The 17,088-nt window shown below is 67.5% G+C and carries 16 protein-coding genes; 12 read left to right on the top strand and 4 right to left on the bottom strand.

The features are described from left to right. Nucleotides 1–3: 3 nt before the first annotated feature. On the bottom strand, nucleotides 4–1,230 hold the full coding sequence (locus RND78_RS01585; RefSeq protein WP_312725455.1) for an SfnB family sulfur acquisition oxidoreductase: 1,227 nt from the start codon (nucleotides 1,228–1,230) through the stop codon (nucleotides 4–6). Between the two features lie 400 nt (nucleotides 1,231–1,630). Here RND78_RS01585 and RND78_RS01580 point away from each other — a divergent pair, with 400 nt between their 5' ends. Further along, nucleotides 1,631–2,815: an NAD(P)/FAD-dependent oxidoreductase gene (locus RND78_RS01580; protein WP_312725454.1), complete on the top strand. Its 1,185-nt coding sequence runs from the start codon at nucleotides 1,631–1,633 to the stop codon at nucleotides 2,813–2,815. A 35-nt stretch (nucleotides 2,816–2,850) separates the two neighbouring features. On the opposite strand, the gene RND78_RS01575 is transcribed toward RND78_RS01580, so the two are convergent. Next, entirely contained in the window at nucleotides 2,851–3,852 is a 1,002-nt protein-coding gene (locus tag RND78_RS01575) for a membrane dipeptidase (RefSeq protein ID WP_312725788.1), read from the bottom strand. Between the two features lie 109 nt (nucleotides 3,853–3,961). Next, complete coding sequence (locus RND78_RS01570; protein ID WP_312725453.1) at nucleotides 3,962–4,222, bottom strand: hypothetical protein; 261 nt, start codon at nucleotides 4,220–4,222, stop codon at nucleotides 3,962–3,964. A 260-nt stretch (nucleotides 4,223–4,482) separates the two neighbouring features. Between RND78_RS01570 and cydP the strand changes: the two genes are divergently transcribed. From cydP to RND78_RS01525, 9 genes are all read left to right on the top strand, one after another. Continuing rightward, nucleotides 4,483–4,626, top strand: coding sequence for a cytochrome oxidase putative small subunit CydP (gene cydP, locus RND78_RS01565; RefSeq protein ID WP_017641416.1), 144 nt, complete (start codon nucleotides 4,483–4,485; stop codon nucleotides 4,624–4,626). Nucleotides 4,627–4,659: 33 nt separating this feature from the next. Beyond that, nucleotides 4,660–6,273: a cytochrome ubiquinol oxidase subunit I gene (locus tag RND78_RS01560; RefSeq protein ID WP_312725452.1), complete on the top strand. Its 1,614-nt coding sequence runs from the start codon at nucleotides 4,660–4,662 to the stop codon at nucleotides 6,271–6,273. A gap of 10 nt (nucleotides 6,274–6,283) precedes the next feature. After that, complete coding sequence (gene cydB, locus RND78_RS01555) at nucleotides 6,284–7,423, top strand: cytochrome d ubiquinol oxidase subunit II (RefSeq protein ID WP_312725451.1); 1,140 nt, start codon at nucleotides 6,284–6,286, stop codon at nucleotides 7,421–7,423. A gap of 25 nt (nucleotides 7,424–7,448) precedes the next feature. Continuing rightward, nucleotides 7,449–7,565 (top strand): cytochrome bd-I oxidase subunit CydX, encoded by a 117-nt coding sequence (gene cydX, locus RND78_RS01550; protein WP_007158843.1) that lies wholly within the window; start codon nucleotides 7,449–7,451, stop codon nucleotides 7,563–7,565. After that, nucleotides 7,552–7,848 (top strand): cyd operon YbgE family protein, encoded by a 297-nt coding sequence (locus RND78_RS01545; protein WP_059226260.1) that lies wholly within the window; start codon nucleotides 7,552–7,554, stop codon nucleotides 7,846–7,848. Before cydX ends, RND78_RS01545 begins: the two co-directional genes overlap by 14 nt. A gap of 215 nt (nucleotides 7,849–8,063) precedes the next feature. After that, complete coding sequence (locus RND78_RS01540) at nucleotides 8,064–10,025, top strand: methyl-accepting chemotaxis protein (protein WP_312725449.1); 1,962 nt, start codon at nucleotides 8,064–8,066, stop codon at nucleotides 10,023–10,025. 103 nt (nucleotides 10,026–10,128) lie between these two features. After that, the gene (locus RND78_RS01535) at nucleotides 10,129–10,821 is read left to right on the top strand and encodes an NYN domain-containing protein (protein WP_312725448.1); all 693 of its coding nucleotides are present in this window, start codon (nucleotides 10,129–10,131) and stop codon (nucleotides 10,819–10,821) included. A gap of 275 nt (nucleotides 10,822–11,096) precedes the next feature. Next, a complete protein-coding gene (locus tag RND78_RS01530) occupies nucleotides 11,097–11,396 on the top strand; it encodes a hypothetical protein (protein WP_312725446.1) in 300 nt (99 codons plus the stop codon). Nucleotides 11,397–11,605: 209 nt separating this feature from the next. After that, nucleotides 11,606–13,051, top strand: coding sequence for an aldehyde dehydrogenase family protein (locus tag RND78_RS01525; RefSeq protein ID WP_312725444.1), 1,446 nt, complete (start codon nucleotides 11,606–11,608; stop codon nucleotides 13,049–13,051). 48 nt (nucleotides 13,052–13,099) lie between these two features. On the opposite strand, the gene RND78_RS01520 is transcribed toward RND78_RS01525, so the two are convergent. Then, on the bottom strand, nucleotides 13,100–15,085 hold the full coding sequence (locus tag RND78_RS01520) for a sigma 54-interacting transcriptional regulator (protein ID WP_312725443.1): 1,986 nt from the start codon (nucleotides 15,083–15,085) through the stop codon (nucleotides 13,100–13,102). A gap of 181 nt (nucleotides 15,086–15,266) precedes the next feature. On the opposite strand from RND78_RS01520, the gene RND78_RS01515 reads away from it, so the two are divergent. Beyond that, on the top strand, nucleotides 15,267–16,283 hold the full coding sequence (locus RND78_RS01515; RefSeq protein WP_312725442.1) for a Gfo/Idh/MocA family oxidoreductase: 1,017 nt from the start codon (nucleotides 15,267–15,269) through the stop codon (nucleotides 16,281–16,283). Between the two features lie 5 nt (nucleotides 16,284–16,288). Next, a complete protein-coding gene (locus RND78_RS01510; RefSeq protein WP_312725441.1) occupies nucleotides 16,289–17,077 on the top strand; it encodes a TIM barrel protein in 789 nt (262 codons plus the stop codon). The last annotated feature ends 11 nt before the right edge of the window (nucleotides 17,078–17,088 follow it).

Genomic DNA, 17,088 nt, shown 5'->3' with positions numbered 1-17,088 from the left:
GCATCAGTTCCAGGCGTGACGGGGCGGCTCGACACCGTTGAGGAGGTAGTTGCCGATCAGGTGGTATTTCCAGCGCACCGGATCGTGCAGCGTATGGGTGCGGGCATTGCGCCAGTGACGATCATGGCCGAAGCGTTCGGCGACGCTGCGGGCGCCACCCAGCTCGCACAGGCGATTGGCGGCCGCCAGGGCGATCTCGGTCGAGGCCACCTTGGCCTGCCCCACCACCACCGACGCCTCGGCGACGCTGGTGGCCGAGGGCGCAGCCAGGGCCCGGTCCACAGCGACGCCCGCCTCTTCCAGCAACGCCTCGGCGGCGGCCAGGCGCCAGCTGAGGTCACCGACCAGCGCCTGGCCGAGCGGGTCCTGCCAGCCGTAGTCGAGACCGCTGTCGGTCCAGGGGCGTGACTGCCGAGCCGCTGCCAAGGTCGCGGCGAAGGCGCCCCGGGCAATGCCGACATCCACCGCCGCCTGGATGATCTGGGACACCGGGCCATCCGCCGTGGGCCGCTCGAAAGCTTTCCAGGCCGGCAGTACCGCGCTGCGCGGGACGCTCACGCCCTTGAGCAGCACGCGCCCACTGGCGGTGGTGCGCTGGCCGAAGCCGTCCCAATCGTCGATCACCGTCAGGCCGCCCGCATCGCGGGGCACCAGCGCGAGATGGGCCAGGCCCTCTTCGTCCAGTGCCACCGTGGGCACCACATGGGCGAACAGGGCGCCGGTGCAATAGGCCTTCTCGCCATCGATCCAGGCCGTGTCACCGGTGAAGCGGATGCGCGTCTCGAACTGGGTGACGGTCTTGCTACGCGCCTCGGAAAAGGCGTTGCCGAAGCGATAACCCTGGAGCACCAGCCCCAGGTAATGCCGCTGCTGCTCGGGATCGCCGGTCAGCAACAGGTTGTTGACCACCCCCAGATGATTCTGCGGCAGTTGCCCCATGGAGGGATCGGCGGCGGAAATACGGGCGATGACCTCCGCCACCGTGCCGAAGCCGACACCCGCGCCACCGAAGGCCCGTGGCACGGTGATGGCCCACAGCCCGCTGGCCGAAAAGCGTTCGAGTTCGGCCCAGGGCAGCCGCCGCTCCTGATCGCGGCTGCGCGCTTCGCGGGCGAAGTCCTCGGCAAGCGCGGCAGCGGCGTCGAGTGCCTCGGCGGCATCGCGCAGGACGGTGGCAGGACGTTCGGGTACGGCGCGGGGGATGGCATTGAGTGAGGTGACGACGGCCATGCAAGGACTCCCTTGAGGAAACCCTTCCGCCGTTGCATGGCCTATGCCACCAAAAGAATCCTTTTATAACAGTGTATTAGGAAATTCTTGGGAGCAGCGCGTGCTGCTCAGGCAACACTTTGCCAGCCTCGTGTTGCGCAATGAACAGCCCTCGTCGGCCCAGAGAAAGGCCCTGGGCTTGCACTCGCCCTCGCCCAGACTCGATGAGGATCTCGCTCGGCATGGCGACAGAGCTATCGGTAAGATGAACCGGCATCCTTGACTGAACGACCACCCTGATCCATGCCGTTGCCGTCCCACGCGCTGCCGACTCGCGGCCAAGAAGTAGGACGCTATTCCCTCGACCTATCGGGTAACATGCGCCGCCGCAGGCCAGACGTCAGTAGGCAAGGAGTTCAGTGTGTTCGAGACCCAGGTCATCATCATCGGTGCCGGCGCCGCAGGTTTGATGTGCGCGTTGAGCGCCGCCGCGCGGGGGCGCCGGGTGCTGGTGCTCGACCACGCCAACAAGGCCGGCAAGAAGATCCTCATGTCCGGTGGTGGCCGCTGCAACTTCACCAACCTCTATTGCGAGCCGGCCAACTTCCTCTCGCAGAATGCGCACTTCTGCAAATCGGCCCTGGCGCGCTTCACCCAGTGGGACTTCATCGCCCTGGTGGCCAAGCACGGGGTGCCCTATCACGAGAAGAAGCTCGGTCAGCTGTTCTGCGACAACAAGGCCAGCGACATCCTCGCCCTGCTGCTGGACGAGTGCGCCCAAGGCGGCGTCGACCTCCGCCTGAACACCTCGGTGGCGGAGATCGCCCGCCTCGAGCAGAGTTATCAGTTGCAGACCAGCCTGGGGCCGGTGCGCGGTGAATCCCTGGTGATCGCCACCGGAGGCCTGTCCATCCCGACCCTCGGCGCCACCGGCTTCGGTTATCAGATCGCGCGGCAGTTCGGCCATAACATCCTGCCCACCCGCGCCGGCCTGGTGCCCTTCACCGTCACCGATCCGCAGTTGAAGGACTTCTGCAGCGCCCTGTCCGGTACCGCCGTGGAAGACTGCCGGATCACCTGCAACGGCCAGAGCTTCGTCGAGAACCTGCTGTTCACCCACCGCGGCCTCAGCGGCCCGGCGATCCTGCAGATCTCCTCCTACTGGCAACCCGGTGACACCCTCAGCATCGACCTGCTGCCCCACCTCGACCTGCCGCTGTGGCTCGCCGAGCAGCGCCAGGCGCGCCCCAACAGCGAACTCAGGACGCTGCTGGGCGAACTGTTCACCAAGAAGATGGCCAACCTGCTCGCCGACAGCTGGTTCCCGTCCAAGCCCCTGAAGCAGTACGGCCCGGACGAACTCAAGGCCATCGCCGCACGCCTGCACGACTGGCAGTTGGTGCCGGCGGGCACCGAGGGCTATCGCACAGCCGAGGTCACCCTGGGTGGCGTCGATACTCGCGAGGTCTCGTCCAAGACCCTGGAGTCGCTGAAGTCACCGGGCCTGTACTTCATCGGCGAGGTGCTGGACGTCACCGGGCACCTCGGCGGCTTCAACTTCCAGTGGGCCTGGGCCTCGGGCTTCGCGGCGGCGCAGTACGTCTAGGCCAACGGACCTGGGACAGCGCCTTGCACCTGGACTCAGGTAGCCGCAGATGGCCAGTTCTGGCTCGCGATGCGCAGGAAATTCCCGCCCAGAATGGCGTCGATGTCATCGGCGGTGTAGCCCCGACCAGCCAGTTGGCGTACCAGTTCAGGTAGCGCCTCGGGTTGCAGCTGGGTATGACCGTGGGGCTGTCCATAATGGCGTGCGGGCCACCAGTCTTCAGCGTCGACGCCAGCGGGAAGGTCATGGTCGCCCGGGCACAGTTCGGTATCCAAACCGATGCCGATATGCCGGGTCCCGACCCGCTCCGCCAGGTAGTCGATCTGGCGGACATAGCTGGCCACCGAGGCCACGGGATCACCCAGAAAGATGCTCAGCCCGGTCAGGCCGATCACCCCATCCTGGTCGGCACAGGCGAGGATCTGCCGATCGCTGATCGTCCGGGGATGATCGTGGAGCGCCTTGATGTTGGTGTGGGAAAAGACCACCGATCGCGTCGAGACCGCCATGATCTCCAGGCTGGCACGCTCGCTTGCGTGGGCGCAGTCGAGGGTGATGCCCGCCGCATTGCCGGCCGCCACCACCGCGCGACCCAGCGTCGTCAGACCGCCGCCTGCGCCATGGCAACCCCCGGCGCAGGCGTTATCGCGGTTGTAGGCGAGCAGCATCTGGCGCACCCCGAGGGAGGCATACAACCCGACCATCGCCGGGTCGTCGAGCAGCATGGTCGAGCCTTCGAGATCGAAGGAAACCGCCAGCTTGCCTTGCTCGCGCGCACGTTGCAGGTCGGCCACCTCGCCGACGAGACAGAAGTGCGCGTCATGCCGGGCCAGCCAGGCGTGAAAGCCGGCGAGGGTTCGCAGCACCGTCGCGAAAGGCGTCATGTCCATGCCGACGTTGAGCGACACGTGATGGAAGCCGGCCTCGCGATAGCGACTCAAGCCGGACATATCCTGCCCCGGCACCAGCGGCAGGCAGGCATGCGCCTCCCGGCGTAGCGGCTTGAGTGCTGCTTCTCCGGCTGCAACCGTCTGCATCTTCGTCACCCCTCCACGCGTCTCGAGGGGTTCAACATAGCATGTGCAGACTTGGCCCAAAGATCCGCCCAGCCCGGGCGGTTGGTTGCCCAGGCTGGCTGGCCTGGGCCTAGCCGAAGCTGACACCCCGCAACAGGGCCGGATCGACCGCCCGCGCCTGATAGCGCACCGCGGCCTGGCCATAGGCCTGGGGATCGAGCACCTGATCCCAGCGCGCCGGTGCCTGCTGCTGAACCGCCACGACTTCGGCTTGCGCCGGCTTGGGCTGCAGCGCGGCCTGGGCGCGTCTTTCGTTGATCTCGGCGGCCATGGCGGTATAGCTGGCGGTGCTGAGCAGGGCGAGTGCGGCCATCTTGTTGAAGACGTTCATGGTGGATTCTCCTGTCTTGAACACGGGGGCTGGCGTCGCCGCGGCAAGCGGTTCGGCGTCAGTCACGGTTCCACCTTGCGCCTTGGCGTCTTAACACCGTCTTAACCCCGCTGAACCCGACCTGAACGACTGCGACAACCTGCCCCAGGTGCTGGCCACTGGCCAATTGATCTGGATCAGTTTTGCCCAGGGCCAGCAGGCGCATCCTGCCTGCAGCCGCCACTCCGTCCTGGAGGGGCGCCACGGCTCGCGAGGTCGCCATGAACGGACGCCTGGTCAAGGAACTGCTGGTCATCCTGCTGATCAAGCTGGCGCTGCTGATGGTGATCAAGAGCCTCTGGTTCAGCGCCCCCACGGTTCCGCCCGACGCCACCCAGGCGGTCAGCGCCCACCTGCTGGACTAGTACCCCTTCCTATTAGTTGAGGAGATTGCCGGGATGATCTCGGAATCCGTCGTGGACCTGTCACGCCTGCAATTCGGCATGACCGCGCTGTATCACTTCATCTTCGTGCCCCTGACCCTGGGGCTGGTGGTGATCCTGGGGATCATGGAGTCGGTCTATGTGATGACCGGCAAACAGGTCTACAAGGACATGACCCAGTTCTGGGGCAAGCTGTTCGGCATCAACTTCGCCTTGGGCGTCACCACCGGCCTGACCATGGAGTTCCAGTTCGGCACCAATTGGGCCTACTACTCCCACTATGTCGGCGACATCTTCGGCGCGCCCCTGGCCATCGAGGGCCTGATGGCCTTCTTTCTGGAGTCCACCCTGATCGGGCTGTTCTTCTTTGGCTGGGAGCGCCTGTCCAAGGGCCAGCACCTGCTGGTGACCTGGCTGGTGGCCCTGGGCTCGAATCTATCGGCGCTGTGGATCCTGGTGGCCAACGGCTGGATGCAGAACCCGGTGGGCGCCGAATTCAACTACGTCACCATGCGCATGGAGCTGGTCGACTTCGGCGCCCTGCTGCTCAATCCCGTGGCCCAGGTGAAGTTCGTCCATACCGTGGCCTCGGGCTACGTCACCGGCGCCATCTTCGTCCTCGCCATCTCCAGCTACTACCTGCTCAAGGGTCGCGACGTCGGCTTCGCCCGGCGCTCCTTCGCCGTGGCCGCCGCCTTCGGCACCGCCGCGGTGATCTCGGTGATCGTGCTGGGCGATGAATCCGGCTATCGCGTGGGTGAGGTGCAGAAGGTCAAGCTGGCCGCCATCGAAGCCGAATGGAACACCGAGGCAGCCCCGGCCTCCTTCACCCTGTTCGGCATCCCCAACCAGCAGGAGATGCGCACCGATTATGCGGTGAAGATTCCCTACCTGATGGGCCTGATCGCCACCCGCTCCACCTCCGAGCCGGTCACCGGCATCAAGGACCTGGTCAGCCAGTACGAAGAGCGCGTGCGCAATGGCGCCCAGGCCTATGCCCTGCTGGAACGGCTGCGCGCCGGCGACGACTCCGCCGCCACCCGCGCCGCCTTCGACCAACGCAAGCACGACCTCGGCTACGGCCTGCTGCTGAAGAAGTACGTCAACGATCCCACCACGGCCACCCCCGAGCAGGTGCGCCAGGCCGCGCGGGACACCATTCCCGGCGTCGCCAGCCTGTTCTGGACCTTCCGCATCATGGTCGCCTGCGGTGTGCTGATGCTGGCGCTGTTCCTCTGCGCCTTCTGGGCCTCGACCCGGCGCAACGAGCTGCAGAAGCCCTGGCTGCTGAAATGGGCGCTGCTGAGCCTGCCGCTACCCTGGATCGCCACCCAGACCGGCTGGTGGGTCGCCGAGCACGGCCGCCAGCCCTGGACCATCAGCGAGGTACTGCCCACCCACCTGTCAGCCTCCAGCCTGGCCGTGGGCGACCTGCTGGGTTCCATCGGCGCCCTGGTGACCTTCTACACCCTGCTCTTGATCGTGGAGCTGTACCTGATGATCCGCTTCGCCCGCCTCGGCCCCAGCAGCCTGCACAGTGGCCGCTACTGCCACGAACGCACTGCCCAGGTCGGCGACGGCCTGCGCCAGGCCACCGTGGCCACACCCACCACGCCGGCCAACGTCTGAGGAGACTGCCATGTTCGACTATGAAGTGCTCAAGCTCACCTGGTGGGTGCTGATCGGCGTGCTGCTGATCGGCTTCGCCCTCACCGATGGGTTCGACCTGGGCGCCATGATCCTGATGCCCCTGATCGGCAAGACCGACAAGGAACGCCGCGCCGCCATCAACAGCATCGCGCCGCACTGGGACGGCAACCAGGTGTGGTTCATCACCGCCGGCGGCGCCCTCTTCGCCGCCTGGCCGATGGTCTATGCCACCGCCTTCTCCGGGCTCTACTGGGCGCTGTTGCTGGTGCTCTTCGCCCTGTTCCTGCGACCGGTGGGCTTCGACTACCGCAGCAAGCTGGAAGACGTCCGCTGGCGCAGCGCCTGGGACTGGAGCCTGTTCACCGGTAGCCTGGTGCCGGCCCTGGTGTTCGGCGTGGCCTTCGGCAATCTCTTCGCAGGCCTGCCCTTCCAGCTCGACGACACCCTGAGATCCAGCTACCACGGCAGCTTCTTTGCCCTGCTCAACCCCTTCGCCCTGCTCTGCGGCGGGGTCAGCCTGGCCATGCTCTGCGCCCATGGCGGCAGCTGGCTGATGCTGCGCACCCACCAGGCCCTGGGCGAGCGTGCCCGCCGCGCCACCGGCCTGTGCGCCCTGCTGCATCTCGTCACCTTCGGCCTGGCCGGCGTCTGGCTGGTCTCCAGCTTCGACGGCTACCTGCTGGTCAGCCAGGGCGATCCGGGCAGCGCCCTGAATCCGTTGCACAAGGTGGTGACCCTCGGCAATCCGGGCTGGCTGGCCAATTACCATGCCCAGCCGCTGACCCTGCTCGCGCCGGTGCTGGCCGCCCTCGGCAGCATCCTGGCCCTGCTCGGCAGCAGCTGGCGCCAGGCAGGCCTGGCCTTCACCGGTACGGCCCTGGCCATCGTCGGCACGCTCGCCACCGCCGGCTGCGCGCTGTTTCCCTTCGTGCTGCCGTCGAGCCTGGACCCGGCCTCGAGTCTGACCATTTGGGACGCCGTCTCCAGCCAGCGCACCCTGGGCATCATGTTCGTCGCCGCAGCGATCTTCGTGCCGCTGATCCTGGCCTACACCCTGTGGAGCTACGCACGGATGTGGGGCAAGGTCGACGACCGTTTCATCGACGCCAATCCCCACGGCCTCTACTGACCAGCCCCTCTCAAGGAGACCTGCCATGTGGTACTTCACCTGGATCCTCGGCGTCCTGCTCGCCGCGAGCTTCGGCATCATCAACGCTCTCTGGCTGGAAAGCACCCGGGAGCTGGACGTCCATGACGATGCCGAATGCTGAAGCCCTGCCCCGCGTCCACCCGCTAGGGCGGGCGCTGTCCCTGCTGCTGGCAGCGCCTCTGGCGCTGCTGCTCTTGATCCATCCCGGGCTGATGCTCGACGCCAGCGGCCACTACAGCCATCCGCTGCTGATGGCGGTGATGCTCGGCGTCTCGGCCGGCCTGGTGCATGGCGTCGGCTTCATGCCGCGACTGTGGCTCTGGCGCCTGCTGTTCGGCCCGGTGCTGGGCTGGCCGCTGCTGGTGCTCGGCTATGCCCTGCTCTTCCAGGCGCAACTGGGCTGATTGACGTCTGACGATAGCGCCCGGCCTTCCCGGGCGCCGCCTTCATCACCCGGCGTACCGCCTGGCCGCACGCCGCGTGCCGCTCCACTCCCGCCGATGAATAATCTGACTATCAAGGTTCGTCTGCAGGTGCCGACATAACCGAAATCGATCCTGCCCGCGCCGGCTCCCCGCTTGCCGCCGGCGTACCCCTGAACGCCTCAGAGAAGTCCACGATGCTCAGGAATGCCCCCTTAAGTACCAAGCTCCTGCTAATCCTGCTCCTGCCCCTGGCTGGCTTCCTGGTGGTCTCGGGCCTCTACACCGCCGACCGCTACGAAACCTTCAAGGACATGGAGCACACCGTGACCGCCAGTGCCACGGCCCAGCGCATCAGCGCCGTGGTCACCAGCCTGCAGCGTGAACGCGGCGCCAGCGGCGTGTTCCTCGGCAGCGGCGGCAAGGCGATGCAGGACAAGCTCAAGACCTTCCGCCAGGACAGCGACCAGGCCCTGGCCGCCCTGCGCGCCCTGGCCACCAGCGACGACACCGAACTCCAGACCGCCCTGGGTGCCACGGACGGCCTGCGCGAACTGCGCAGCAAGGTGGATGGCCTGAGCCTCAACAGCACCCAGTCCGGCACCGCCTACACCGACCTGATCAAGACCCTGATCGGCTACACCCACGCCCTCGAAGCCGGGGTGAACGATCCGGCCATCCTGCGCGCCCTGGGTGCCCTCAATCTGTTCGTCGAGATGAAGGAACGCGCCGGTCGCGAGCGGGTGCTGCTCGGCCTGGCCTTCAACCAGAATCGCTTCGATGCCGGCCTGCTGTCGCGCTTCGCCCGCAACCTGGGCGAATTCTCCGCCTACGCCGACGCCTTCCAGCGCAAGGCCACGCCCGACTTCATCCGCGAGTTCGAGGACACCTTCAAGCAGCCCAGCGCCCTGGAAGTCAGTCGGCTGCAACAGCTGGCCTTCACCGTCCCGCTGGGCGACCCCCTCGGCATCAAGCCGGAAGACTGGTTCAACCTCGCCACCCAGCGCATCGACCTGATGGGCAAGGTGGAGGCCGACCTGGGCACCAGCGTCGGCGCCCTCGCCGAGCAGGCCCGCGCCCGCGCCAGCCACCATCTCTGGACCACGTTGGGCCTGGTGCTGGGGGTGCTGTTGGCCGTCTCGGTGCTGGCCTGGGTGATCATCCGCAACATCAAGCAGGCCGTGGAGCAGGTCAACGGCACCCTGACCCGCCTGGCCACCCGCGACCTCACCGCTCGTTGCGCCTACCAGGGTCGGGACGAATTCGGCACCATCACCAATAACCTCAACCTGATGAGCCAGGAGCTCGGCCAGGTGATCCAGGAGATCGGCGCCGCTACCGTGCAGGTCGCCACCGCCGCGGAAGAGGCCTCCGCAGTGGCCATCCAGACCAGCCAGAACGTCGCCCAGCAGCGCCTGGGTACCGACCAGGTGGCCACCGCCATCGCCGAGATGAGCGCCACGGTCAAGGACGTCGCCCGCAGCACCACGGAAGCCGCCGAGGGCTCGCGCCAGGTGGAAGGCAACACCAGCCAGGGTCGCCGCGAACTGCAGGCCACCATCGGCCTGGTGCAGGGGCTGTCGGTGCAAGCCGAGCGGACCTCCGAGATCATCGCCGAACTCAAGCAGGAAAGTGATGCCATCTCCTCGGTACTGGACGTCATCCGCGGTATCGCCGAGCAAACCAACCTGCTGGCGCTCAACGCCGCCATCGAAGCCGCCCGGGCGGGCGAAGCCGGTCGTGGCTTCGCCGTGGTAGCCGACGAGGTGCGCTCCCTGGCGCAGAAAACCCAGCAATCCACCGGCAGCATCCAGCAGATGATCGCCCATCTGCAGAGCGGCTCCGATCGCGCCACCCAGGCCATGCAGGAAACCCTGAACCAGGTCCAGGCCGGCGCCAGCAACGTGGTGCGCGCGGGCGAGCTGCTCGGTGAGATCGCCGAGGGCGTGACCCTGATCAACGACCGCAACATCCAGGTGGCCTCGGCCGCCGAGCAGCAGAGCCAGGTCGCCGAAGAGATCAGCCGCAATGTCAACGACATCAACGACCTGGTGATCCAGGTCAGCGCCGGTGCGGAACAGACCGCCGTCACCAGCCGCGAGCTGGCCCGCCTGGCCGAGCAGCAGCAATCGCTGGTGGGGCGCTTCCGGGTCGCCTGATCGGGTCCGGCGCGGGCGCTTCCTGCGGAGCGCCCGCGCCGGGTGTCGCAACGGCCCGCCGAATGACTGCTGACCAGGCATTGCCGGCCGTCGATCTCAGGAAGTGCAGCGCGAAGACGCAATTGCGCTCACAATGTACGACTGCGCATCCCGCGTGCGGGTGTATGCCCATCAACGCTACAAGGCTCGGTCCCGCAATACGATGGCAATGACAAAGCAACAGGGTGTGGCCTGGTTCGTCGACGGTGCCTACGCCTTGAGCGCCTGGAACGGCTCCGTCTCCGGCGCCAAATTCGACTATCTCAAGCTGCGCCAATACATCGAAGAAGATGCGGGCGAACGCATCGGCGACGCCTACTACTTCAACTGTGACAGCGACCCGCCGACCATCGCCCAGACCGGCTTCAACAAGTTTCTCAGCTCGGCCCCACCCAAGGGTGCCGGGTTGCGGGTCAAGCTCTACTGGCTACAAAGCAAGGCCCACGAATGGCCCGCATCGGCGGGCGGGGGGCCAATTCTGCATCCCGTGACGGGCGAGCAGTACACGACGAAAAGTCAGAAAGGCGTCGATGTGGGCCTGGCCTTCAACCTGATGCGCTCCCACGCGAAGCGCGGCTGGAAGAAGCTGTACCTCGTCGCGGGCGATGGCGACTTCCATGAGGTCGTCCAGTATCTGGTGGAGAACGAGGGCGTCGAAGTCACCGTGATCGGCGCCCACTTTTCCATCAGTGGCGAGATTGCCCCCTATGTCCGGGTGGTGGAGTTCAAGGAGATCGAGGCGGCTATCGCCAGGTAGCCAGGGATGAGGTTCGCCAGCCGCGCGCCTGGATCAACGTTTGAAACCCGGACAGCACCTGGCCGAGCAGCAGCGGATGCTGGTGGGTGGTTTTGAGTGGCCTAGCGCCATCCAGTGCCGCGCCAGCGCCCGGCCTGCGTCACGATACAGCGAGGCCATGCCACCTGTAATGACAAGCCGTCCATCCCCCACTCGTAAGGCTGTGCTTGGATAGGCCCCGCGTTACCTTCAGTCTGGGAAGTAAGCCTTCCACCCTCTTGGACGGGACGACCGGTTTGACCGACATTGCCATTTCACTCGCTTTCGGTCTGCTGTGGATGGGAGCGCTCGTCGTTCTCGCCATTCTCAGCGCGATCCCCCGACTGTGGGGACCCTATCTGCTGGGGGTGGCGGGGTTCATCGCAGTGGACTGTGCGAGCCTGGAATTCAGCATGAGGCACGCCGATGGTCCAGGGAGCATGTTGATCCCCCTCTTCCATCTGCTGTGCGCGGGCATTGCCTGCATCGCCCATGGCGTTCGCTGGCTGTTCGAGCTCTGGCGTTGGCTGGAAAAAAGGAGTGGAAGCGGCGCCTGAAAGGGTCACCATTGGTGATCTGCCGCTGCTCGCCTGCGTTGGCACCCCACTGGCCGCGGTCGGCGTTCTCTGGGCCTATCTGGCTCGGCCGCAGCGCAAGAACGAGCCGCCTGCCCAGCCGCGGATGCTTGCGGCGTTCCGGCTGAGCGGGACGCATGCGCCCGACTCCACTACCCTTACCCAGCCTCTCGACTCCAGCGGACCGCCCCATGCCTGCCCCCCTGCTCGACCCTGCCCTACCCACCTTCGCTGACCCGGCGCCACGGCAGCTGTTCAGCGACCAGGCCGCACGGGCGCTGACCTTGCGCAGCTCGGCCGCCGAGGAGCGCCAAGTCCTGTTGGACAGCCTGCGCCGGGCCCTGGTGGCCAGGCGCGAGGCCCTCTACACCGCCTTCCGTACGGATTTCGGCAAGCCCCAGGTGGAGGTGGAGCTGTCCGAGATCATGCCGGTGCTGGAAGAGATCCAGCATGCACGCCGCCACCTGCGCCGCTGGATGAAGCCACGTCGGGTCAGCACGACCCTGACCTCGCTGGGCTGCCCGGCCGAGATCCACTGCCAGCCTCGCGGCCGCTGCCTGATCATCGGCCCCTGGAACTACCCGGTCTCGACGCTGCTCGGGCCCCTGGTATCGGCCCTGGCCGCGGGTAACACCGTGGTGCTCAAGCCGTCGGAATTCACCCCGGCGATCAACGCCGTGCTGCGGGAAATGCTCGCCGAGGCCTTCACCCCGGATACCGTGGCCCTCTGCGAGGGCGGCGTGGAGACCGCCCAGGCGCTGTTGGCGCTGCCCTTCGATCACTTCTTCTTCACCGGCTCACCGGCCGTGGGCCGCCTGGTGATGCAGGCCGCCGCGACCCATCTGGCCTCGGTGACCCTGGAACTCGGCGGCAAGTCGCCCGCCATCGTCGATGCCAGCGCCGATCTGGACGCCGCCGCCGAGCTGCTGCTCTGGGGTAAGTTCTTCAACGCCGGGCAATCCTGCGTCGCGCCTGATCACGTCTTCGTCCACCGCAGCCTGCTGGACGCCTTCAACGAGCGCTGCAGCGCCCTGCTGGCCCGCCGCTATGGTAGCGACCCGGCCGCCAGTCCAGATTTCGCTCGCCTCATCCACGAACGTCACGCCGCGCACCTGACCCTCCTGCTGCAACAGGCCCAGGCCGCCGGTGCCACCCTGATCCATGGGGGTGACCACGACGTCGCCCAGTGCTATCTGGCCCCCACCCTGCTGGATTGCTCGAACGTGAGCAGCGACCTGGACGAGTTGGAAATCTTCGGCCCGCTGCTGCCCGTCATCGCCTACGACGACCTGGACGAGGTCTTCGCGCGGATCGACGCCGGCCCCAAACCCCTGGCGCTCTACCTCTGGAGCCAGGATCGCGAGGTGCACCGGCGCGTCGCCGCCCGCACCAGCTCCGGCAGCCTGGGTATCAACCTCTGCATGCAGCAGTACACCCAGGTCAACCTGCCCTTCGGGGGCGTCAACCATTCCGGGCTGGGCAGCGCCCACGGCCTGGCCGGCTTCCACGCCTTCTCCCACGAACGCAGCGTGATGAAGGCGGGCCCCTTGCTGGCGATCCGGCTGCTGTTCCCGCCTTACTCGCCCGCCAAGCTGCGCCTGGCGCAATGGGTCTCGCGCCTGGTCGGGCGCGGCTAAGCGAAGCCAGGCGCCTGAGCATTCCGCCCGGCGCCTGGCACTGCCGCTTCAGCGTCCGGGACGGAACGCCGCCGGCTCCAGGCCGTAACGGCGCAGCTTGACGTACAGCCCGGCGCGGGAAATGCCCAGTCGGCTTGCGGTCTGCCGCAGGTTGCCGCGGGTCTGTTCCAGGGTCGCGCGGATCAGGTCGCGCTGACCGAGCTCCAGCGGCGTCAGGCGGTCGCCTTCCGCGACCTCGGGCGCGGCCGCGGCGAGCAGGCCGGGCGGCAGGTCCGTCGGCTGGATGAGCGTGCCCTGGGCCAGGTTCATCGCCCGCTCGATGACGTTCTCCAGTTCCCGCACATTGCCCGGCCAACCGTGGGCCACCAGCAAGGCCAGCGCCTCATCGGCGATGGCCAGCGGCGGTCGCTGCAGATGGCGCCCCAGCTTCTCGATCAGGCTCGCCACCAGCAGCGGGATGTCTTCGCGGCGCTCGCGCAGCGGCGGTACCTGCAGGGTGAGGACGTTGAGGCGATAGAAGACGTCTTCGCGGAAGCTGCCACCCGCCACCGCCTGGGCTAGGTCGCGATGGGTGGCAGCGATGACTCGGACATCCACCGCCTGGGCCTTCTTGGCACCGACCCGGGTCACCTCACCCTCCTGCAGCACCCGCAGCAGGCTCACCTGGGCCTCCAGGGGCATGTCGCCGATCTCGTCAAGGAACAGGGTGCCGCCGTCGGCCAGTTCGAACTTGCCCGCCGCACCGCCGCGGGCGGCGCCGGTGAAGGCGCCCTCGACATGGCCGAACAGCTCGCTCTGCACCAGATCGCGGGGGATGGCGCCGCAGTTGAGGGCGACGAAGGGGCCATTACGCCGGTCGCTGGCGTTGTGGATGGCCTGGGCGAACAGTTCCTTGCCTACCCCGCTTTCTCCCAGTACCAGCACCGTGGCTTCGCTGTGGCTGGCTGCCTGAGCCACGCGCAAGGCGTTCTGCAAGGCTGGCGAGCGACCCTGGATATCGTTGAAGCTGTAACGCGCCCGGGTGCCCAGCAACTGGCGGGTGATTTCGCGGATACGCCGGTTCTCCCGCAGCGACAGCACCCAGCCGCCCTGGGCAATGGGCGCGGCGGAGGCCAGGCACGGCAATCCGCTGCCATCCGGCAGCCGCAGGGTGAGATCGCGGTCCTGGCGCTCCCAGCGACGATCCAGCCAGAGGTCGAGGTCGATGTCCTGGCTGATGAAGCTGGCGAAGGGACGCCCCCGTTGTGTGTCGTCGAGCTGCAGTAGGCGGCGGGCATAGCCGTTGAGGCTACGGATACGGCGCTCGTCATCGAGCAGGATGACGCCTTCGTTGAGTACCTCCAACACCTGCTGCTGCTCGTCCAGCAGTGCGGTGAGCGCCAGCTGACGGGAGATCGCCTCCGCCGCCGCCTGCACCGTGCCCAGGGTGTGGCAGTGGAAGTTGCCCACCGCCGCGGTGAGCGTCAGGGCACCGAGCAGCCGGCCATGGGGATCGCGGACCGGCGCCGAGGCACAATGCATCCGCCGCTCCCGCAGCTCGCGCTTGAAATTTTCCCCCGCCAGGACGAACACCAGCCGTTGCTCGCGCAGGGCCAGCCCGGTGCAGTTGGTGCCCTGCACCGACTCCAACAGCCGACTGCCCAGCGGCGTGAGGTCGAGACCGCAGGCGGCCAGGGTCACGCCCTCGGCATCCGCCAGGTTGAGGTGGCCGCCCGGGTTGTAGCGCAGCAGCTCGGCCATGACCGGCGCGGCGATGTCCAGCAGCTCGCGCTGCCGTTCCAGCCGGCGGGCCAGATCCTGCGGCTCGACGAACTCGTAGTGGAATTCCTCCGCGACGATGCCCGCCGCGCAACTGCGCAGCCAGGACGCCCGGATCACCGGCCGCACCGGGACCAGTTCAGTGGCCCCCGCCAGGCAGTCCGTCCAGGCGGCATCCAGCTCGCGCTGGACACCTTCGGCGACCGACGGCCGCTGCAGCTCGCTGACGAATTGCAATTCCCGCGTCAGCTCGCTCGGGGCGACCTGCTCCTGCATCTTCGGCTCCTCGTCCAACCTTTGGACATGTCCAGCTGGACATGTCTTTTTTATAGACATAAGCCTGGGCTGACAAGCCCCGCAGCCCGCAGCCTGGCTGCATTCCGTTCTCTGGCATGCCGGTTGCTCCGCCCTCCCGGGCTCACCGCCCACGCGTACAACAATCATAAGAGGACGCCTCATGCCCCAGCAGAAGACCCCACTCTCCCTCGGCCTCATCGGCACCGGTCGCATGGGTACCTTCCATGCCACCGCCCTCGCCCAGCACCTGCATGGCGCGCGCCTGGTCGCCCTGGCCGACCCGGCACCCGGCGCCGCCGCCCGACTCGGCGAGACCCTGGACGTCGCCCATATCCACACCGATCCCCAGGCGTTGATCGAGGATCCCGCCGTGGAGGCCGTGGTCATCGTCGCCCCGGCCCGCAGCCATGCCGAGCTGGTGGTGGCCGCCGCCCGGGCCGGCAAGCCGGTGTTCTGCGAAAAGCCCATGGCCGTGACCCTGGAAGAGGCCGACCGGGCCATCGCCGCCTGCGCGAATGCCGGTGTGGCCCTGCAGGTGGGCTTCAACCGGCGTTTCGCCACCAGCTTTCGCACCGCCCGGGAGCTGATCGTTCAAGGCCGGATCGGCACGCCGCAACTGCTGCGCTCCCTCACCCGCGATCCGGCGCTGCACGATCCGGCGGCAGTGAAGCCCTGGACCATCTTCCTCGAAACCCTGATCCACGACTTCGACACCCTCAACTTCTTCAATCCGGGCGCCCGCGCCGTGCAGGTCTACGCGGTGGCCGACGCCCTGGTGCGCCCCGATTTCCGTGACCGCGGGCTGCTGGACACCGCCGTAGTGACCATCCGCTATGACAACGGCGCCATCGCCACCGCCGAGGCCAACTTCCAGGCGGTGTACGGCTACGACGTACGCGGCGAGGTATTCGGTAGCGCGGGGATGCTGACCGCCGGGGATGCCCGCACCAGCGAGCTGGTCTGCTACGGCGCCGAAGGCATCAGCCAGACCACCCAGCGCTCCGACGCCGAGTTGCTGCGCGACGCCTACCTGGCCGAGCTGCGCGCCTTCGTCGATGCCGTGCGCGAGGGCAGCCCGGTGCCGGTGGGCGGCCACGATGCCCGAGCGGCGCTGGCCATCGCCCTGGCCGCCATCGAATCGGTGCAGACCGGCCAACCGGTCGCCGTCGCGGAGTGAAGCCCATGACCTCATCGCCCTTCATCCTGGCCGTCAGCGCCGAAATGGTCTTTCTCGACCTGCCCTTCGTCGAGCGGGTCCGCCGCCTGCACACCCTGGGCTTCGCCGTGGAGATCTGGGACTGGACCCGCCACGACATCGACGCCCTGGCCGCCACCGGCGCGCGCTTCACCTCCATGACCGGCTATGTCTCCGGCGACCTGGTGAGCGCCGAAGGCCGTGCCGCCCTGCTCGCCAGTGCCCGGAAATCCCTGGCCGTGGCCGAGCGCCTGGGTTGCCCGGCGCTCAACCTGCACGGCACCGGCCTGGACCCGCGCGGCCTGCCGGTCAAGCCGCTGGCCGCGGTGAGCGGCCACCACTGGCTGGCGGCGCGTGACACCCTCGCCGAGATCGCCCGCCTGGGCGAGTCCGCGGGCCGGATCTTCCTGCTGGAGAATCTCAATACCGCCGTGGACCATCCCAGCGTGCCCTTCGCCCGCGCCGAAGACACCCTGGCCCTGATCGAGGCGGTCGCCAGCCCCCACCTGCGGCTCAACCTGGACCTCTACCACGCCCAGATCGGCGAAGGAAACCTGATCGAGCTGATCCGCCGGGCAGGTCCGGCCATCGGCGAGATCCAGGTCGCCGACGTCCCCGGACGCTGCGAGCCAGGGACCGGCGAGATCCACTACCCGGCCATCGCCCGCGCGCTCGCCGCGCTCGGCTATCGCGGCGTGGTCGGCCTCGAAGGCTGGGCGGCGGATGGCGATACCGAGCGCGCGCTGGAGCGTTTCAGAGCGGCCTTCACCCTGTAATCCCAGCCTCA

This window comes from Pseudomonas oryzihabitans (assembly GCF_032027545.1).
Lineage (GTDB): Bacteria > Pseudomonadota > Gammaproteobacteria > Pseudomonadales > Pseudomonadaceae > Chryseomonas > Chryseomonas oryzihabitans_F.
This window is presented reverse-complemented; position numbering and strand designations above follow the sequence as displayed.